We start from the raw sequence: 19,465 nt of genomic DNA, 5'->3' as shown, positions 1-19,465 counted from the left end.
TGTCGAGGCGGATCGCGGAGCTGGCCGCATCTGTTTGAACACGGAATCGGGCGGGGTTGGGTAAGTGGCATGCGGTCCGTCAAGCTGCCTATTGAATGGCCGGCAGCGTCGCGAAGTAAGACTCATCCGGGGTCATGGCGCCAAGCGAGGAGTGCGAACGGCGCGCGTTGCAGAACTCGATGTAGCGCCTCAAGTGCTGCCGGGCGTCGCTGACCGAGTAGTAGGCCCGCAGGTAGACCTCCAAGTACTTGATCGTGCGCCACAGCCGCTCGACGAAGACGTTGTCGTGCCAGGCGCTGCGCCCGTTCGTGCTGATAACCTCGCCGCTCGTCGTGAGCGCCTCGGTGAAGGCTAGGTGTGAAGCTTCAATAGGTTGTATCCGGTGTTCATCCGGATTGGGTTTGAGAGACTGGAAGTCGCCAAACACCCAATCCACTCCAGAGCCAACACCGGATGAACAGCCATAAGCATGCCCGACTTACGTACGCCCGCCGCATCGAGATGGTCAAACAGATGACCACAGGCGGTCTCAATGCCCCTGAAGCTGCAGCTGCGTACGGCGTAACGGCGCCATCGCCAGGAAGTGGCTGGGGCGCTATCTGGCCGGCGGTGAGGCAGCGCTGGCCGATGCCTCGTCGCGTCCGGCGCACTCGCCGCGCAGCATCGATCCGGCCAAGGCACTGCTCATCGTTGAACTGCGACGCAGGCGCATGCTGCAGTCCAACATCGCACGCAGCGTGGGCGTGTCAGCCTCGACAGTCAGCCGCGTGCTGGCACGAGCCGGGCTATCCAAGCTCAGCGACCTGGAGCCCGCACAGCCTGTCGTGCGCTACGAGCGCGAGGCGCCAGGCGAGCTGCTGCACATGGATACCAAGAAGCTCGGCCGCATCGTGCGCCCGAGCCACCGTGTCACAGGCAATCGGCGCGACTCGGTGGATGGCGCGGGCTGGGAGACGCTGTTCGTCGCCATCGACGATCACGCCCGGCTGGCCTTCACGGCCATGCATCCGGACGAGAAGAAGGCGCAGGCGGTGCAGTTCCTGAGAAATGCCGTGGCCTACTACGCCAGGCTGGGGGTCTGCGTGCAACGGCTGCTCACCGACAACGGCTCGGCCTTCCGCTCACGCGAATTCCGCCAGGCTTGCCTGGAGCTCGGCATCAAGCACTCGTTCACCAAGCCTTAGCGGCCCCAGACCAATGGCAAGGCCGAGCGCTTCATCCAGTCGGCTCTGCGCGAATGGGCCTAGGGCTGGACGTATCAGAACTCGGCCCAGCGCACTGAGGCCTTGGCCCAATGGCAGCATCACTACAACTGCCACCGTCCGCATAGCGGCATCGGCGGTCTGCCGCCCATCTCCAGGCTCAGTTCGACAAGAAACAACCTCTTGACGCTTCACAGCTAGGTCGGCGAACTGATTGCCCTGATCGTTGTTGACGATCTCAGGCTTGCCGTGACGCGCAAATGCCTCTTCCAAGGCGTCCATGTATTGACCCAGCAGTACTGTCGCTGTGGTGAGATTACTAGCGTCAGCTGAATCGCCCCGGGTTTCCTAGACACCCGTGAGCCGTTGGGAATGGCGTCGTTCGAACTCCACCGGTGAAGTGCCGCCGGCCGTCCCGTGACGCCGCTTGGGGTTGTAGAACATCTCGATGTAGTTGAAGACATCGGCCCGCGCATCGTTGCGGGTCGCATAGATTTGCCGACGGATGCGCTCGCGCTTGAGCAGTTGGAAGAAGCTCTCGGCCACGGCGTTGTCGTGGCAGTTGCCGCGCCGGCTCATGCTGCTGACCAGATTGTGATCGCGCAGGAACGTCTGCCACTCGTGCCCCGTGAACTGACAGCCCTGATCTGAGTGCACCATGACCGGCTGGTGCGGCTGGCGCCGCCACAACGCCATCAGCAATGCATCCAAGACGAGGCTAGTGTCGATACGGCTGCCCATGGACCATCCCACCACCTGGCGCGAGAACAGATCGACCACGACGGCCAAGTACAGCCAGCCCTCGTGGGTCCGGATGTAGGTGATGTCGGTCACCCAGGACTGATTCGGCTCGGTCGTCGTGAACTGGCGTTGCAGATGGTTTGGCGCAACCACGGCAGGCTTGCCGCCGCGCGTGCCGGGCCGGCGCCGATAGCCCGTCTGCGAGCGCAGCCCTTCGAGCTTGAGCAGCCGCGCCACGCGATGCTTGCCGCAGCGCTCGCCCAGATCGCGCATGTCCAGCGTCAACTTGCGATAGCCGTACACGCCGCCGCTCTCCAGCCAGGCCTGCTTGAGCAGGCCCGTCAGACGCTGGTCGTCCTTGGCCCTCGGGCTCTGTGGCTCGGCCTTCCAGGCGTAGTAGCCGCTGGGGTGCACCTGCATCACCTTGCACATGCGCCGCACGCTGTGCTGCTGCTCGTGGCGTTTGATGAACGCGTACTTCACCCGGACTGCTTGGCAAAGTACGCTGCGGCCTTTTTTAGGATGTCGCGCTCCTCGGTCACGCGCTTGAGCTCAGCCTTCAGGCGGCGCAGCTCTTCGGCCTGCGAGGCTTGCGCCTGGCGTTCCGGCTTGGGCACGCCATAGACCTTGATCCACTTGTACAGGCTGTGCTGGCTGACGCCGATCCGCGATGACACCTCGGCCACCTTGTGGCCTCGCTCCGTGATCTGCTTGACCGCCTCGATCTTGAATTCTTCAGGGTAGGGTTGATTGATCTTCATGGCACCTCCTATTGGGCCTCAGATTGAGGCTCGAAGGTGTCTACTGGATCCGGGGCGATTCAAGCTGCACGTAGGAGGCCTGAGGTTGACACCTATCACTGTGGACCTGGCGGCGCTTGATAATGCCCACATCATGGTGATAGTGCTGGCGCTTGTCGTGGCCGGTCTATGGAGCTTGCACTTCACTAGCGCGACGGTGCGGATGGCTGGCTTTAGCTATGCCAAAAGACTTTGGGAGGCTCTGGAAAAATTCAGAGAAGGCCGTCGCGAGCACAAAAACTTGCAGCCTGATCGAAGACATGCAGTCAGAAGAAATCCCCTACGCGCACGGGCCAGTCGATGGCTTGCCCAAATCCCTCGTGCAGCTTGAAGATCAAACTGTCGCGGCCATTGCTCTAATGACGCGCCAGGCGGGGCTGAATCGGAAGGTTCGCCGACACAAGAAGCCCAGTTCAAGGCCTGGTGCTGAGCAAGCTCAAAAGCTCGCCAAGAGAATCTTCAAGAAGGACTGGGTTGTCCTGGCAACCTATGTGGGGCCGTTCCATCGCTGGGGTAGCTTCTGGTCATGTGCCATGGAGAAACAACGTAGTGGAAGCCTTGTGTGCTCTCACTACTCGGATGCGATCGACGTTCAACTCCTCAACGGCTACGACGCGGCTTGGCCAGACTTGAAGGAAGATGCAGAGGCACTCAGCCAGGACTGTCCGGAGTGGCCGCGGATACGCGAGAAGCTATTGACGTTCTGGAAGTACAGCAAAGTGGACATGCCACTTGGTGTCTTCATGCTCTGGCCGCGACTACTTGCCGACCTCCGTAGATGGGAGGCATTGGACGACCAGCGTCGTGTGCAGGTTGGGCATGCCGTATTTTCGCTCTCCTCTATCGGATGGACCCGCTGGTTCATTGACCAAGCGCTGTCGGTGTGCCCCGCCTTGACAGACGAATTCGAAGGCTTGGACACACTGTCGAGAAAGAAGGTCGTTTCGGCATTCAATGAGCAATCGTCAGAAGAGGCGGTGACTTCTGAGATGCCAATTCAAGAATCAGAAGCAGATTCCGCGAGTGTCGTTACAAGCGTTTGCGATTGGTGGTCGGATCTAGGCGCGGAAATTGCTGCCATTCACCACGGCTGGGCTGATGAGCCGGCCCGGGAGTTGTTGGTGAGGGCTGTAGCGTTGGGCGAGCGCGCAGCCCAGTTGTTGCCTCTCATGCCTGAAAAGGTTGCTTCTCCTCAAGAAGATCTGGAGGCAGGCCTGGATGCGCTGCGCGACCGATTGCTCACCGCCACGCAGCAGGAAGGCCTTCACTGGTTCGGGACAGAGGAGCTTGAGGGCGTGCTTGCGCGATGGCTCCTTGCCGCTAAGGATGCTGCAAATGACGTGGAAGTGGGCGCCTTGGCCGCAGATGCTGAGCAAGCCCTGAGTAGATTTGCTAGCGCAGCGATCGAGTTGCAGGTAGCGCAGGCGCAAGTTGCCGAAACCAAGAGTGCCATAGCCCGACTTGATGCCGAGCAGAGCGCAAATGTGAGCCTGGCTCTCCGAATCGGTTTGGCCAAGCGCAGGGATAGTGCTGTGGAAGCGAGTAGCCAGGCCGCTCGCCGGGAAACCGAAGCGATGTTGGCAGTGCTAGCCGCGGCCTCGCCTAGGGGTGCCGCGTTTGATCCTGGTGTCAACTACACCGTGAAGCTCGCCGAGCGAGAGTTTGGACTCGCTGAAATTGATGACGGTGAAGTGAGTCGCGCGGATGAAGGGCGGCCCATAGGCGAAGCCGGTCTCGTAGCGCCTCTTCCGCCTACGGCTGTTGTTGACGGGCGTCCGGTACCGCCAAAGCCTGTCTTAGGGGCTGAGGCGAATGAGCTCGCCGTCGAGTCGACGCCCGAAAGCATCGAGCTGGGCAAGTCGAAAGATGTCGAATTGGCCGCGCAGGCAGTCTCCGCTGTTCATGGGCCTGCAGCAGATTTTGCATCAGCCTCGTTGCCGTCTGTAGCAACAGATGGACCAGAGTTGCAGCAGGCCTCAGTCGATGCATCAGCTCAGCTTTCGTCATCTAAGGATGCTGGCGATTTCGGTAAGCCGGAGGTGATGGATGCCGATACGGTTGAGGGCGACTTCACGGACGAAGTTGGGGACAGGTGTCGCCCAATTTGGACCTTGCTGCGTATGGGCAAGCCGGCCTTGGCGTTTCAGTATGCAAGCGCGCTACACGATCAGTCTCCCAATCTTAGGGTGCCGCCCCCGGAATTGCTTCGCAGTGTTGCATTGTCGACAGGATTGGCCGCAAGCGACGGCCCGTTGGCCGTTGCGATCGGCGAAGCCTTCCTTGACATTGACGCGTCATGGTTTGAGCCTGGGGATGCTCCTGCGAAGTGGCACACAGCCCTGAACTTGCTCCTTATCGCGGCTACGTTGCGGCCCATGGTGCTCGCACCTGCGACGGGAGCGTCCGCAATAGCGCACTACCGGCACCTGGATGGCCGTCACGTCGCACTTCTCGACTTGGTCCGTAAGGTTGGGGATCTGAGTGAACCGCTCACTGGCTTTTCTATCGGTCGGACAGTGTTGGGGTCGGCGGCCGATGAGGCTTCACAGCGCGAGCACATAGCCCAGCTTTCAAAGGACACCTCTGACTGGCTCTATGAGCGGGCCCCCAGCAAGAAGTTTCGATACGCCCCAGCTTCTAAGGTATGGCTCCATTGGCTCAAGCCAGGAGAATGTATTCATAGACTGATTTCGCCTGTCGCACGGAATGCGGTGGAAGAGCGTGGTGCGGTCCGTGCTGCCATTGAGGAGCTCAGTGACTACGACGCGTTCTTCGACCGTTTACGGGATACCGACCGGCGTCAGCTTCAGCGTCGCGGACAGGATATTGAGGCTGGCGCACTTGAGCACCTCTGGGTGGCGACGTGCGAAGCAGTCAGCATGGCCAAGGGGTGGCTCGCTGCAGCAACTTTGTTCTCTGAGTCTGGGGGCCGTCTGCGCGGGCTGATTGGTCAACTTAAGGCCGCGTTTGACGTCCATGCAGAGCAGGTGTGCTCGGAGCTCGATGCGGAGTGGGAGGGCGATGGCTGGGGCCAAGTCGCTGCTGCGAGCAAAGTGCTTGCAGGGGAGATCAGGGCCATCGCAAACATGCTTAAGCAGAGTGATGCTGTGCTTGTTGCAGAGCCGCAGCCCATGGAGCTTCTTGCGTGTGACCTGCTGATGGTCCCGGGCACAACCATAGCTCCCAGCTGGGCTGTGGAGTCGGAGGGTGACGTTCTGCTGCGGGCTCTCGAGAGTTGGAGCACCTCACCAGTGCCCGCCTCTGCTGCGCTTCAAGCGCGTATTGAAGGAGGCGACCTCGGCGGTGCAGAGCGCTTGCTTCAGCTGATGCCGGAGGATGCGGCCAGTGATGTCGTGTCCATCGAGCGAGCAAAGGAGCTATGGGCTCGGGATCTGCAGAAGGAAATACAGCGCGCTCGCCGAGCATCAGAAGTGGGCCTCGCCTATGGCTACCTGAGCGATGAGGATCGTTCTGCCTGCGAAAGCGAGCTCAGCTCTGTCGAGCTGGCGCAGCGGGACACGATGCGGTTCGATGTGGCGACGAAGCGTGTTCGTGCGGTGGAAGCGCGCATCGAGCAAGAGAAGAGTCGACGCGTCGAAGAGGCTCGTCAAGCCTTCAACAAGGAGCGGCCGGCGCTGTCTCCCGAGTACGCGCGTGAGGTCGAGGCACCCCTAAAGCGTTCCGACATCCATACGTTCAATGAGCTTCTACAGCGCGTTAGGCAAGGGTCTGCGCCGTGGCCTGAGCGGACGCAGCGACTTGATCTCTTTTCAGAGTTCTACCCTGTCCAGCTGACCGAGCTGCTCGCCAACCTCGGTAGGCTTGAACGTACTGAAGTCGACAAACTCATTCGCAACGGCGGCTCAATCGGCGCTGTCTCCTTCGAGTTGGACGGTGACGAGCAGGCCCGAATCGAGGCTGAGGAGGTCTATAAGGTCTGGGCTACCGGCTTTGGTCGCCATAAGCTCGACAGAGAGAGTCTGCGAAAGGTACTCGAGGCTCTGGGGGTGTCAGTACGGAGCCTTGAACAAGATAAGGCCGGGCAGGGATGGACCTTGTTCACTGAAACCATAGACGACCGCGAGGTATGCCCTGTTCCACATTTCGGCTCTCGGGCGCAAGGCCGCTATCGGGTGGTCGTTCTTGGGGATCGTGCATCGCCTGAGGATTTGCTTCAGAGAATTGGCGATAGCACTCAGCAGACTGCCACTATTGTTTTGAGCTTGACGCGCAGTCCTCCGCGCTTTTGGCCGGACTTGGCAAAGCTGTCGAAGGAGCGCCAACGGTCATTCCTGCTTCTGGACGAGGCAATTCTGCTTTCGCTGCTGGCTCAGCGAGGGTCACGCCTGGCGAGTTGGTTTGCGTTGGCGCTTCCGTTTACGTACAGCGAACCCTACGATGCGAGTGCTGGGTTCGTGCCGCCTGAGATGTTCTATGGCCGTACATCCGAGCTTGATGCGGTTAAAGAGCAAGGTGGCTGTTACTTCATATATGGAGGCCGCCAGCTGGGCAAGACCGCTTTGTTGCGGCGTGCTGAGAAAACATTTCATGAACCGGCCGAAGAGCGATATGCAATCTGGGTGGACCTGCTTGCCCAGGGAATCGGAGAGCGCCGTCCAGCCGTTGATGTTTGGTTGTCCCTCGCGGACAAGCTGCGTGAGCTCAAGATCCACGGGCTGGATATTCCCCCCGTAAATACCGCAAAGCCCGCGTCAATTGATGCATTCCTATCTTCAATAAGGGCGTTCATACAAGCCAAGCCAGGTCGACGGATTCTTCTGCTGCTTGATGAGGCCGACCATTTCTTCGAACAAGATGCTAGGTATGGCAGCTCTTATGCCGAGACCCGAAGGCTCAAGCAGCTTATGGACGAGACGGAGCGCCGGTTCAAAGTCGTTTTTGCCGGACTTCACAACGTTCTGCGGACGGCGAGCACGTCGAACCAGCCGCTCGGGCATTTGAATGAGGCGGTTCGTATTGGCCCATTGATGAATGAGCGCGAGATTAGGGCGGCCGAGGAGCTAATTACACGTCCTATCGAGGCGGCGGGATTTGAATTTGATGACCGCAGCCTGGTGATGCGCATCCTCGCTCAAACCAACTATTACCCGAGTTTGATCCAGCTCTACTGCACGCAGCTCCTTAGGCACCTTCGTGAATCCAAGCTGCGGCGCCGTGACTTCGTTGGCCCCCGCTTCAGAATTGATGAGGCGGACATTGAGTCAGTCTTCGCTGGCAGACCCCTGCGTGATGCAATCCGTTCCAAGTTCCGCCTAACGCTGCAGCTTGATGACCGGTACGAGGTCATTGCATACGCGATCGGTCTTGAGGCACTGGCGCCTGGTTTTGATCATGCCGAAGGTGTCGATTGGCCGACGCTCTGGAGGGACTGCGCGACATCATGGTGGCCTGAGGGTTTCAAGACTACCTCCGAACGGGACTTTCTGGCTCTCCTTGAGGAGATGGTGCAGTTGGGTGTTTTGAGTCCTGCAAAGGGATCCGACCGCTACAGTCTTCGCAATCCCAATGTGCTCTTGCTTCTGGGGAGCCGCCAGGAAATCGAGAACACTCTCGGCACCGAGCGCGAACCCCGCATCGAGTTTGAGTCAACGATCTTTCGACCAGCTCTCGGTAGGCGCGTTGACGATCCAGCTCGCAGCCCATTGACGTACCGGCAGCTTGATGAAGTGGTCCAGATGCGCAATTCAGTGCTGTTGGTCGCTGGAAGTGAAGCCGCTGGACTCAACAACCTTCTTGCGGGGCTGCGCGAGCAACCCGGCATGTCAGACACCGGACGCTTCGTGCAGATCGACAGGTCGACTACTCGTGCGGCTTTCACGCAGGAGCTCGATAAGGAGGTCCAGAGGCGGGTTGGAGAAGGCGTGACAGTCATGCTTGTGCCAGCAACGGTTCCCTGGGATGCTGAATGGGTTCTTGCTGCCAGGGCGAAGCTAAAGGCACTCAGGTCAACAACGAGCTTCGTATCGGTGGTTTTTGCGGCCGACCCCATGCAACTTTGGACTTTGGCGGCCCCGGTTCCCGACCAAGCGCAGTGGGTAGAGCCATGGCTGTCAATTCTTCCCTGGTCACGCGGATTTGTCCGTAAGTGGCTTGAAGAGCTTCAGCTTCCGGTGGAGGAGGCTGACCGGCTTTACGAGCTGACGGGCAATTGGGGCGGGCTCCTCGAAGCCGCCGTGCGGATGAAAGCTGGAGCAGCACACTCCCTTGATTTCGTCCAAAACATGCACCGTATGGCGGCTGAGTTGGACGACCCCAAGACGCAGCAGCAGTACAGGATGGCGCTGACGGGCGGGGTGCTGGAGGGGGAGAGAGTTCTAAGAACGATGCTTGAACTGGGTGAAGGCGTCACCGAGGGCGACCTAGTCGAGTACGGAGAACTCGCTGCTGACACGGTAACCCGTGCGTTGTTATGGGCTGAGCCTTTGGGCCTCGTCACCCGAAATCCAGGATCTGTCTGGGTGGTAGATCCCTTCGTGAGGCGTGTGTTTAGCGGTGGTGCCCAATGAAGTGGCAAGCCCTGCCGGGCCCAGCTCTATTTCTCGACAGATTGGTTCAGTTACTGCGAGAAGGCATGAACGTCGCGGTGACGGCGCCAAGCCGCGGCACTCCAGAAATCGGGGCAGGAGTTTGGGATCTGTTGGCTACACAGCGTTGGCGTGTGCATCGGCTAGTCGTTTCTGCACCGCAGGATCCCCTGTTGTGGGTGACGGAACAAATGTACATCGAACCTGAAAGCTGGATACGCTGGAGCGTCGAGAGCCTGTGCCAGCAGCTGGATAGCAGCTCTGTCCTAGTGATTGAAGGCGTAGACGCGACGAACTGGGATGTCTGGCGCGTGTTCCTGAAGGAGTTTGAGGTGGCGAGCCGACAACGGCCTTCCGACGACAGACCTTTGTTTTTGGTTGTCGTTCGGGGCGTTGCACAGAAATGTCTTCATCTCTCAGGGGCAGCGCTTGAGGTGAGGCAATGGATCGACGTGCTCGGCGAGTACGACACGCTAATTTACGTGGACCAACTTCTGCGGAGCAGCCGCAAGCCGCCTAAACATCACAAGCTTATGGTCCGCCAGATTTCAGCTCTGGCGCTATGGGATTTGGGCCTTGCCGAATACCTTGCCGCCCAACCTGAGTCAATCCTCTTCGACGTCGATGCGGTCCTGAAGGCAGCACGAGCTGCGCTGGATAACAACGCCATGCTCAAAGATGAAGCCTGGGAGGTCGGCGGTTCTGACCAGGTGGATGGCGCAAGAATGACGCACCCTTTCGTTTTGGTCGAAAAAGGCGATCCAGAGCGGGAGCTCTGGAGGCGTCTGTGGACTGCTCAAGCGGCTGAGCTTCTGCCAATGATTGAGGTTCGCAGACGCGAGCTGCTAAAGGGGCTTGAGCGTCACTTGGTCTGCCCGTTCGACCTGGGCGGGATCCAGGTGCGCTCGTTGGACGAGCTGGAGATTGGGCGGCTGGCGTTTGCGGCCCAAAAGCAAGGGCTAAGGGGCGAACTTCGCACTCGTGCTGAATGGCTCGCCGACTGCCGCAACAAGCTAGCGCACCTAACTGCATTGAATGACGTCGACGCGCTCGATGCCAGGATGTACGGATAGCCAGTGTTCTGGGCTGGTGCCGAGGCGATCAGGCATAGGCGCCTTGCTTATGCATCAAGTTCTGTGACCCGAGGCAAAGCGAGCCAAGCCCACAGGGACGGACCCTAACGGCAAATGCGCTAAGTAGGGCTCTTAGGAGCTTCAAGTGATTGCGAAGGGTTGCAGAAAGCCTCCGCAATTAAGCAAAGCCTGGCCCAGAGTGAAATTAACTTAACCTTGGCCATCCCGGCCAACTTATGGGCTAAGTCACAACCCCAACACAATCTCATCACTATGGCGCGACCGGCAAGAATCGAACTTGCGACGAAGCCTTCGGAGGGCTCCATGATATCCACTTCACCACGGTCGCACGCCAGCTGCGGATTCTAACCCGGCTTGCGGGTCTGTCCGATGACAGTGGCCGCTTCAGCTGCGCAAGAGCTTCAGGGCCGGTGCGCCGCGGGCCGGCAGCGCGGGGAAGACGCGGGCCAGGGACTCGTCGTCCAGGCCCAGGTGGCCCTGCAGCAGCGGGGCCAGGACGTGGCGGAAATCGGTGCTGATGGCGAGGTCGCGACCGTCGGCCAGGGCGCGGTCCTCCAGGCCCGGCCATTCGCCCAGCACGCGGCCGCCGGCGGCGCCTTGGAGGGGGCCGCCCAGCAACCACATGGCATTGCCGCGGCCGTGGTCGGTGCCGCCGGTGCCGTTCTCGTGCACGGTGCGGCCGAATTCGCTCATCACCACGACCACGGTGTCCTGCAGGCTGTCACCCAGGCCCTGGGCCAGGGCGTCCAGGCCTTCACAGAGAGCGCTCAGGCGGCCGGCCAGCTGGCCGCTGGCGCCGCCCTGGTTGACGTGGGTGTCCCAGCCACCTACCGAGGTGAAGGCCAGCTGGGTCTGGGCGTCAGCGCGGATCAGTTCGCCCAGGCGGCGGGCATCGGCCGCGAAGCTGCGGGCGGACGGGGCGCCGGCGTCGGCGCTGGGGTCGCGGCTGGGGGCGTCGTCCTGCATGCCGGCCGGACGCTGCCGGGCCTGCGCGAGGCTGCGGCGCATGTCCTGGCGGGACTGGGTGGCGTCGCGGTAATCCTGCGAGAGCGCATCCTGCCCGGCGTAGAGCTTGGCCAGGCCGCGCTGCAGCCGGGCCTGGTCGATGGCCTTGGGATCCAGGGCCTTGGGCCCGGTGCCCAGGAAGGCGACGGGCGCGCTGCCGGCAAAGATGCGGGGCGGCGTATTGCCCAGGCTCAAGGCGCGGCTGGCGCTGTGCGGCCCGGGCAGGCCGGCCAGCAGGCGGTTCATCCAGCCGTCTGGCGTGCCCTTGCGGCCGGGGGTGCCGGATTCCAGGTAGTCCTGCGCATCGAAGTGCGAGCGCGTGGGGTCGGGCGAGCCGCTGGCATGGACGAAGCCCATCAGGCCGCGCTGCCAGTAAGGCATCAGCGGGCTGGCCGCCGGATGCAGGCCGAAGAGGCGGTCCAGGGGCAGGGCGCCGCCGTCCTCGCCAGGGCGGGCGATGGCCAGGTGCGGCCGGGCGCGCGCATAGGCCGGGTCGCCGTGGGGCACGACGACGTTGAGGCCGTCGATGGCGCCGCGCAGCATCACCACCACCAGGCGGCGGCGGCCGTCGGCCGCGTTCTGCGCCTGCGCGGGCAGGGCCAGGCCGCCCAGGGCGGCCGCGCTGCGCAGCAGCCAATCGCGTCGATGCAGGCCGGTCGGGAAAGTCGGGGGCAGAGTCATGTCATCACCTCAGCACTGCATGAAATCGGGGCTGGCCAGCAGCAGGGCGGCCTGGGCGCTCGGGGACTCGCCCTGCAAGGCGGCGCGGGTCTGTGCCTGCAGGCTGGGGCCCAGGGTGGCCAACAGGGCCTGCGGGCGGGTGTCCGCGCCCCAGCGCCGGCCCAGGCGGCCCTCGGCCAGGCTGCTGGCGAACTGCACGCGCTGGGTCAGGGTCTCGGGACCGCGCCAGGCGGCAGCGGTGGACTTGTAGCCATCGGGCGTCTGCCAGCCATAGAGCGGCTGGCCGGCCTGGGACAGCAGGGGCAGCAGCAGCGCGGGCTCATCCACCTGCGCATTCACGGCGCGCAGGGCGGACAGCAGGTAGCGATAGGGCGTCTTGAACTGGGCCTGCCACTGCGCGGGGCTCCAGAACTCGGGGGCCTGGACCAGGGCCTCGGTCCACTGGCGGAGGTCGCCGTCGCTGCGCAGAAAGACCTGGGCGAGGCGCTCGACCAGCGCTGCGGGCGGCTCGTCGGCCACGAAGAACTGGGCCAGTTTGCGACTCAGGTGGCGGGCGGTGGACGGGTGGCGGGCGAGGATGTCCAGCGCCTGCTCGCCCTCGGCCTGCCCCTCGCGCGGGCTGCTGGCGCGGATGCGCTGGCCCAGCCACTGCTTCTCGCCATGGTCATGGCGGCGGGGGTCGAAGACGAAGAGGTCGCGGCTGCGGCCCAGGCCGCGGGGGTCCAGGGTCCAGCCGGTGAGCATGCGGGCCAGCTCGGTGACATCCGCCTGGGTGTAGCCGCCGTCCACGCCCAGGGTGTGCAGCTCCATCAGCTCGCGGGCGTAGTTCTCGTTGAGGCCCTGGCTGCGCGCGTTGGCGCGCCGGGGCTGGAAGCCGGGGGCGACGCTGAGGTGGTTGTCCAGGTAGATCAGCATGGCCGGGTGCTTGGCCGTGGCCCCCAGCATGTCGCGGAAGCGGCCGAGGAGGTGCGGGCGTATGGCCTCGCGCTCATAGGCGCCCGCGTAGACGCTCACCGCGTTCTTGCCTGCATAGACGTTGAAATGGTTGAACCAGAACTCGACCAGGCGCTCCTGCAGCTGGGCCGGGCTCTCCAGGGCCCGCCACAGGCGCTGGGACTGGGCCTCCAGCAGCACGGGGCGGACCAGTTCGCGGCGGGCGCCAGGGCCGGGGTCCGCGGCAGAGGCGGCAGGCCCGGCGGCCTTGGCCTCGCGCTGCAGCTGCTGCGCCCGGCGGAAGCGCTCGCCCAGCTCACCCTGGCTTTCCTGCCAGGTGGCCAGGCCGGCCAGGCGCCGCTCCAGCGCGGGCGGCAGGGGCAGGGGCTGCAACTGGGCCTGGAGGAAGCCCTCCAGCCAGCGCGCGGCGCCCAGGCGCTGGATGTCCTGCACGTCCTGCGGGCGCGGCCCATAGGCGAGGCGCTTGAGGGCGTGGTGGGCGCGCTCCTCGTCGCCGAGGGGCTCCTGGCGCGCAGCAGGGGTGCCCGGGAGGGCCTGGGCGTGAGCGGGGCGGGGCAGGGCGGCCATCAGGGGCAGGGCGCCGCAGCCCAGCAGCAGATGGCGGCGGCGCGGATCCGACAGGCGGGACTTCATGGGTGGAGACACAAAGTGTGGAAGCTGACCATACGGGTTCTCATCATGGGCTTGTGGCGTTCGCGGCATTTGTCGCGCCGGTAAAGCTCTGTGCCGGAAGGGTGCGGCCTATAATCCCGCGGCTTTGCGCCTGATAAGGCCTTGCCCCAAGCATTTTCCAAATTGCCGACGTCAACGAGGATTTCATGAGCGGACACCAGGATCAAGACCACGGCCACGCCGACAGCCACGAAGGTCCGATCAAGACCCCCAAGCAACTGGCCTGGGCCGTGTTCTTTGCCTTCGTCGTGCCCATCTTCGTGATCGTGCTGCTGGCCAACTACGTCACGGCGGACACCAAGCCGGCCGCAGGCAGCGTCGGCCTGGAAGAGCAGGCCATCGCCGCTCGCATCCAGCCGGTCGGCAGCATCGAGCTCAAGGACGCCTCCAGCGCCGGCGCGCTGAAGACGGGTGAGCAGGTCTTCCAGGCCCAGTGCGCGGCCTGCCATGGCACCGGTGCCATGGGCGCTCCCAAGCTTGGCGATGCCGCCGCCTGGGCCCCGCGCATCAAGACCGGCCTCGAAGCTCTGCTGAACTCGGCCCTGAAGGGCAAGAACGCCATGAGCCCCCAAGGCGGTGGCGAGCACAGCGATGTCGAAATCGCCCGTGCCGTGGTCTACATGGCCAACAACGCCGGCGCCAAGTTCGAGGAGCCCAAGGCTCCGGCGCCCGCCGCCTCGGCCGCGAACTGAAGCCCCGCGCTTTCCGAGAAGCCGCCCGTCGCGAGACCGGCGGCTTTTTTCATGGGCTGGCGGTGGGGGCCCGGTAGGCGGGCAGCTCCCGCCACTGGGCCATCAGCTCCCACCAGCGCTGCACCTGCTGGCGTTGCGACTCGGGCAGCTGGCGGATGGTCATGACGTAGAAGTCGCTGACCAGCAGGGGTGGGTCCATCTGGACCAGGGTGCGGAACTCGGGCCGGGCCAGCAGGGTGTCGGCCTCGTCCTGCACCAGGACGGCCAGGTCCAGGCGCCCCAGCTGAAGCATGCGCAGGACCTGCAGGGACTGGTTGGGTCCGGGGCTCAGCTCCAGGCCCAGCCGGCGGATGGCTTCGACCGCCGCACGGAAGCCCGCCCGGGCGCCGACACGCAGGGGGCCGCTGGCGGGCCGCTCCAGATGCCTGCCGTCCCAGCCGATGGCCTGGTCCTGGCGCCTGACCAGCACGATGGCGGCCCGGGCGATGCGCAGCTGCGGATCGACGGAGGCGCCGCCCGGGAAATCGAACTCCTGCTGATTGGCGGGGATGGCGGCGCCCACGCCGGCTTCCACGGTGCCCAGGCGCATCTGCTCGAAGCAGCGCCGGGCAGGCCAGCGCAGCAGTTCCACCTGCATTCCCAGGTGGCGGCCGGCGTCCATCATGAGCCGTTCGGTGATGCCGGGATTCCTGGCGTCGCCACTGAGGAAGGGTGGCACGGCCACGTCGCCCACGCAGACCTGCAGCGCCGCGGCGCTCTGTGCGCAGACCAGGCCGGCCAGGGCCAGCCAATGCCATCCGGGTCTTGTCCTGGAGCCTGGTGAGGCGGCCATTGATGCTGCGGTAGGTGGGGGTGCGGCGGAGTCTAGCGCGAGGAGATCGGGGCGGAGGGCGCGGCCGCTCAGGGCTGCGGGTGCCGCACCACGCCGTGCTCCCGGCACAGGGCTTCCAAGGACGCGCTGGCCGGTGCCCACGCCGATTGCTCCACGGCCTCAGCGGCCAGGCCCATGTCCAGGCTGTGCACCAGGCCCAGCACCGGCGCCTCCAGCCCGGGCAGGCGTGCGCTCAGCAGCAGGCGGTCCCGCTCATCCAGCCAACTGTGCAGCAGCGTGGCCTCCGGGCCCGTGTGGCTGTAGATGCGGGGGCCGCCGCCGTCTGCCTGCCCGTGCAGGCGCCAGATGTGCGGCGTCAGTTCCAGGGTGACGTAGACCCGCTGCGGCCCGTTCTGGAAGAACCAGGCGCCGCGCTCGTCGGGCAGGTAGTTGCGGTGGATGAACTCCTGCAGCTTGTCATGGGTGATGCGGCTGCCCTTGACCTGGGGGAAGGGGCCGGCCGCCTGGATGCGCTCGTCGCGCATGTACCAGTCGCCGCGGGCGTCCAGGGCCAGCCAGTCATAGCAGTGAGGCACGTTGGGCCACTTCTTGAGGGCCGCCTTGACGATGTCATCCATGGCGGCAGTGTAGGACCCGCATCCCTGGCCGGAGGCGATGTCCCCATCCTCAGAGGTGTCCGAGCACCCCCAGCCGTCGCGCGCGGGCCAGGCAGGCGCGGAAGCACAGCAGGCCCAGGGCCAGCCAGGCGCCGCTGTTGAGCGCCACCCAGCCCCACACCTCGGCCGACAGCAGGCTGCCGGTGGCCGCCGCCCGTGCGCCCGCCGCCGCGAGTGCATAGGGCAGCCAGGCCAGCCCGGAGACCGGGTAGGCGGGCAGCGACACGAGGGCGATCACCAGGGGATAGGCAGCCACCATCAGCAGCTCGCCACGCTTGACCAGCAGGCTCAGGCCCGCGAGGGCATAGCCGATGCCTGCCAGCGAGGGGCAGCCCAGCAGGGCCAGGGCCAGCGCCCCGGACGAGACCTGCACCCGCCCGTCGGTGAGCAGGCCGATGAGCAGCAGGCTCAGCACCAGCAGCCCCAGGCCCACGGCCAGGCCCAGCACCAGGCGGATCGCGATCAGCGCCTCGAGGCTCAGCGGCGCCAGATTGAGCTGCTCCAGGGTGCGCTGGCGCGTTTCCTCGATGATCTCCTTGGACGCTGCATGAGCGGCGCCGCTGGCGAAGAGCCACAGCGCAAAGCCGGCGATCAGGCCATCGGCCCGGCCCGAGTCCAGGCTCTGACCGCTGGCCTTGAGCACGGCATAGACCAGGCCGCCGAAAAGGCTGCTCACGAAGCCCAGGCCCAGCAGGGTCTCGACCCAGTAGCGCCGCGCCAGCCACAGGTCGCGCCGGGCCTCGTTGAGGGCATGTCTCCACAGGCGGGTCATGGCCGTGCCTCCGGGGCCGCGGCGGTGCGGGCCCCCGTCAGTTGTTCGAGGTGCTCCAGGTAGTGCTCGCGCAGGTCGATGCGGCGCAGCTGCAGCTGCTCGCTGGCGGCCAGCCAGTCGGACCACAGCGCCATCAGGCGCATGAGCTCGGCCGGGTCCTTCAGTGCCAGGGTCCAGTCCTCGTCCTGGCGTTCCCAGCGGCGCCCGGCCAGCCAGTCGGGCAAGGCCGGACAGGGCGCCGCGTGGCGGACCTGCAGGCGGTAGGGATGGGGCAGGTGGACGAAGGCCTCGCGCGGGCCGTCAAAGCGCTTGCGGCCCTGGTGGATGCAGACGATGCGCGGGCACAGGCGCTCGATGAAGTGCAGGTCATGCGAGCTGATCAGAAAGGTCTGGCCCTCCTGTGTGCCCTGGCGTACCAGCGCGTGCAGACGCTCCACGCCTTCGAGGTCCAGGCCCAGGGTGGGTTCGTCCAGCAGGGCGAGCGCGGGCCGGTGGATCAGCGCGCCGATCAGGGCGGCCCGGAGCCTGTTGCCGGTGGAGAGCTGGCGGATGGGCGCGCGCACATCGTCCAGGCCCAGGGCCTCGGCCATGTGGCGGAAGTGGGCGGGATCGAAGCGGGTCTCGCGCAGCTCGCAGAAGTAGCGGGCGTTCTCCAGGGGGCTGAGCCGCTCATAGGCGGCGCCGCGCCCTTCCAGCAGCACGCCGATCTCTCGCAGATGGGGGCCGCCCAGGCCCGCGCGGCGGGCGGGGCCGCCGCGCCAGCGCAGCGTGCCGTGATCGGCACCGCACAAGCCGGTCAGCAGCTTGACCAGGGTGGTCTTGCCCGACCCATTGGGGCCCAGCAGGCCGAGCACCTCGCCCGGCTGCAGCGACAGCTCGAAGTCCTGCAACGCCTGTACGGCGCTGCCGCCACGCCGGTACTGCTTGCTGGCCTGCTCCAGCTGCAGCAGGGGGGCGGTCCCCTCTGCTGGTGGGATCGGTGTCCCGCGCATGTCTGCCCTCCTCGTTCACGGCGGCGCCATGCTAGCCGGCAGGTGAGATGGGTGCATGAGCAAGCGGGCGAATGGCGCCTGGCACGTCATGGATGGTCGTGTCAGCCGGCGAATGGCCGGCCGGGCGCTCAGGCCAGGCGCTGCCCCAGCCAGTGGCAGACCAGCTCCGGCATGGCCAGCACATGGCCCGGGAAGCGGCCGCCGGGGAAGCCGACGTGGCCCCCATGCTCGGGCTGCCACAGCGTCACGAAGGGGCCGGCGTCCTGCACGGCGGGCAGGGAGGCCGCCGGCACGAAGGGGTCGTTGCGGGCGTTGAGCACCAGGGCCGGCAGGCGGATGCGCGGCAGCTGGGGCTTGGCCGAGGCGCGCGCCCAGTAGTCCTCGGTGTTGCGAAAGCCGTGCAGGGGCGCGGTGAAGAGGTTGTCGAACTCGTAGAGGTCGCGCACCTCGCGCAGGGCCTGGCCGTTGAAGAGTCCGGGATGCTGCTGCAGCTTGCGCAGGGCCTTGGGCACCATGGTGCGCAGGAACATGCGGGTGTAGACGTGCCGGTTGAAGCCGCAGCCGATGGCGCGTCCCGAGGCGGCCAGGTCGATGGGCGAGCAGATGGAGGCCACCGCGCTGGCGGTCTGGCGGGCCGTCTCGCCGGCCTCCTGCGCCCAGCGCAGCAGGGCATTGCCGCCCAGGGACACGCCCGCGGCGATCAGCGGCCCGTGGTGCTGGCGGCGCACCTGCTCCAGCATCCAGCCGATCTCGGCATAGTCACCTGAGTGGTAAGCCCGCGGGGCCAGGTTCAGCTCGCCCGAGCAGCCACGGAAATGCGGGATCACGAAGCGCCAGCCGCGGCGCCGCGCGGCGTCGGCGAAGGCCTGGGCGTAGTGGCTCTGCGAGCTGCCCTCCAGGCCATGGAAGAGCACCAGCATGGTCCCCTCATCGCGAGGCGGCGCAGGCGGCTCGGCGCGGGGATGGCGGCTCGTCGGGGGCGGCTCCAGCAGGAAGTCGGCGTCGATGAAGTCGCCGTCGGGCGTGGTCCAACGCTGACGCTGGAAGGCCAGGGGCTTGCCGAAATGCCGGCGCGAGAACAGGGCCGGCCAGATGGTCTGGACCTGTCCGCCGGGCTGCCACCAGGGCGCGCGGAAGTCCATCAGTGAAGGATGGTCGGCTCCTGCACGACTTCCTGGATGTCGTGACCGGTGCCGGGGCTGGCATGGTGCAGCACCATGCGCCAGCCTTGCGAGGTCTTGAGGTAGACGTTGGTGGCGATCACCCAGGCGCTCTGCACGCCGTCGGCCCCTTCCACCTGCACGCGCTCCAGCACCTGGTGGATGGCGGTGTCGCCCGTGTGCAGGCGCCGCACGCGCTCTGGCGTGACGGCGATGGGGCCCTGCTGGAACACCGTCTCGAAGGCCGTGCGGATGGCCGCAAGGCCCACCACGCGCGGGCCGCCGGGATGGACGCAGGAGACTTCGTCCTCGTCCGCCCAGATGTCCATCAGCCGGTCCAGCTCGCCGTGCTGCAGGGCTTCGTAGAACTGCTGCTCGATGTCCTCGGGAGAGGCCATCAGCGCGGCGGTCTGCGCCTTGGGGCGTTGCATCGCGCGGCCTTCAGTGGGCGGCGTGCAGGTGCTCGCCATCCTTGAGGCGATAGACGGTGCCGCAGTAGGGGCACTTGCCGCCTTCGTCATGCGTGACGTCGATGAAGACGCGCGGGTGGTTGCTCCACAGCGGCATCTTGGGATTGGGGCAGGCGACCACGCCAGGGCCCTGCACGTCCTTGGCCAGGACTTCGACGACGGATTTGGCTTCGCTCATGGGAACTTCTCTTCTTTCT

At 65.1% G+C, this 19,465-nt stretch carries 13 protein-coding genes, 1 tRNA gene and 2 pseudogenes; 4 read left to right on the top strand and 12 right to left on the bottom strand.

The features are described 5' to 3' along the window. Positions 1 to 88: 88 nt before the first annotated feature. A pseudogene (locus tag ABDJ40_RS06320) lies at positions 89 to 352 on the bottom strand (integrase core domain-containing protein); the annotation flags it as partial. A 101-nt stretch (positions 353 to 453) separates the two neighbouring features. On the opposite strand from ABDJ40_RS06320, the pseudogene ABDJ40_RS06315 reads away from it, so the two are divergent. Then, a pseudogene (locus ABDJ40_RS06315) lies at positions 454 to 1,403 on the top strand (IS481 family transposase). Between the two features lie 147 nt (positions 1,404 to 1,550). Here ABDJ40_RS06315 and ABDJ40_RS06310 read toward each other — a convergent pair. After that, a protein-coding gene (locus ABDJ40_RS06310; protein ID WP_347607653.1) for an IS3 family transposase occupies positions 1,551 to 2,704 on the bottom strand; the annotation gives its coding sequence in 2 pieces (ribosomal slippage) (positions 1,551 to 2,464 and positions 2,464 to 2,704; 1,155 coding nt in all). A gap of 218 nt (positions 2,705 to 2,922) precedes the next feature. Between ABDJ40_RS06310 and ABDJ40_RS06305 the strand changes: the two genes are divergently transcribed. Both ABDJ40_RS06305 and ABDJ40_RS06300 read left to right on the top strand, forming a co-directional pair. Next, positions 2,923 to 9,270, top strand: coding sequence for an ATP-binding protein (locus ABDJ40_RS06305; RefSeq protein WP_347607650.1), 6,348 nt, complete (start codon positions 2,923 to 2,925; stop codon positions 9,268 to 9,270). A gap of 65 nt (positions 9,271 to 9,335) precedes the next feature. Further along, complete coding sequence (locus ABDJ40_RS06300; RefSeq protein ID WP_347607647.1) at positions 9,336 to 10,361, top strand: hypothetical protein; 1,026 nt, start codon at positions 9,336 to 9,338, stop codon at positions 10,359 to 10,361. Positions 10,362 to 10,635: 274 nt separating this feature from the next. On the opposite strand, the gene ABDJ40_RS06295 is transcribed toward ABDJ40_RS06300, so the two are convergent. From ABDJ40_RS06295 to ABDJ40_RS06285, 3 genes are all read right to left on the bottom strand, one after another. Next, positions 10,636 to 10,710 (bottom strand) — tRNA-Arg (locus ABDJ40_RS06295). A 56-nt stretch (positions 10,711 to 10,766) separates the two neighbouring features. Continuing rightward, on the bottom strand, positions 10,767 to 12,068 hold the full coding sequence (locus tag ABDJ40_RS06290; protein WP_347607644.1) for a DUF1501 domain-containing protein: 1,302 nt from the start codon (positions 12,066 to 12,068) through the stop codon (positions 10,767 to 10,769). 9 nt (positions 12,069 to 12,077) lie between these two features. Next, positions 12,078 to 13,655, bottom strand: a complete 1,578-nt coding sequence (locus ABDJ40_RS06285) for a DUF1800 domain-containing protein (RefSeq protein ID WP_347607641.1) — start codon at positions 13,653 to 13,655, stop codon at positions 12,078 to 12,080. Between the two features lie 185 nt (positions 13,656 to 13,840). On the opposite strand from ABDJ40_RS06285, the gene ABDJ40_RS06280 reads away from it, so the two are divergent. Beyond that, the gene (locus ABDJ40_RS06280; RefSeq protein ID WP_347607638.1) at positions 13,841 to 14,386 is read left to right on the top strand and encodes a c-type cytochrome; all 546 of its coding nucleotides are present in this window, start codon (positions 13,841 to 13,843) and stop codon (positions 14,384 to 14,386) included. Positions 14,387 to 14,435: 49 nt separating this feature from the next. Here the strand turns inward: ABDJ40_RS06280 and ABDJ40_RS06275 are convergent, their stop codons facing one another. From ABDJ40_RS06275 to ABDJ40_RS06245, 7 genes are all read right to left on the bottom strand, one after another. After that, positions 14,436 to 15,218, bottom strand: coding sequence for a hypothetical protein (locus ABDJ40_RS06275; protein ID WP_347607635.1), 783 nt, complete (start codon positions 15,216 to 15,218; stop codon positions 14,436 to 14,438). Positions 15,219 to 15,286: 68 nt separating this feature from the next. After that, the gene (locus ABDJ40_RS06270; protein ID WP_347607632.1) at positions 15,287 to 15,835 is read right to left on the bottom strand and encodes a DUF2946 family protein; all 549 of its coding nucleotides are present in this window, start codon (positions 15,833 to 15,835) and stop codon (positions 15,287 to 15,289) included. 49 nt (positions 15,836 to 15,884) lie between these two features. After that, positions 15,885 to 16,646 carry a hypothetical protein gene (locus tag ABDJ40_RS06265; protein ID WP_347607629.1) on the bottom strand — a complete coding sequence of 254 codons (762 nt, stop codon included), beginning with the start codon at positions 16,644 to 16,646 and terminating at the stop codon, positions 15,885 to 15,887. Then, complete coding sequence (locus ABDJ40_RS06260; protein WP_347607626.1) at positions 16,643 to 17,638, bottom strand: ABC transporter ATP-binding protein; 996 nt, start codon at positions 17,636 to 17,638, stop codon at positions 16,643 to 16,645. Before ABDJ40_RS06260 ends, ABDJ40_RS06265 begins: the two co-directional genes overlap by 4 nt. A 128-nt stretch (positions 17,639 to 17,766) precedes the next feature. Then, a complete protein-coding gene (locus tag ABDJ40_RS06255) occupies positions 17,767 to 18,780 on the bottom strand; it encodes a YheT family hydrolase (protein WP_347607623.1) in 1,014 nt (337 codons plus the stop codon). After that, positions 18,780 to 19,229 (bottom strand): YybH family protein, encoded by a 450-nt coding sequence (locus tag ABDJ40_RS06250; protein WP_269632503.1) that lies wholly within the window; start codon positions 19,227 to 19,229, stop codon positions 18,780 to 18,782. Before ABDJ40_RS06250 ends, ABDJ40_RS06255 begins: the two co-directional genes overlap by 1 nt. A gap of 10 nt (positions 19,230 to 19,239) precedes the next feature. Then, positions 19,240 to 19,446 carry a zinc-finger domain-containing protein gene (locus tag ABDJ40_RS06245; RefSeq protein ID WP_347607620.1) on the bottom strand — a complete coding sequence of 69 codons (207 nt, stop codon included), beginning with the start codon at positions 19,444 to 19,446 and terminating at the stop codon, positions 19,240 to 19,242. Positions 19,447 to 19,465: the final 19 nt, after the last annotated feature.

The sequence above is a fragment of the Roseateles flavus genome, from assembly GCF_039872765.1.
GTDB lineage: Bacteria > Pseudomonadota > Gammaproteobacteria > Burkholderiales > Burkholderiaceae_C > Roseateles_B > Roseateles_B flavus.
This window is presented reverse-complemented; position numbering and strand designations above follow the sequence as displayed.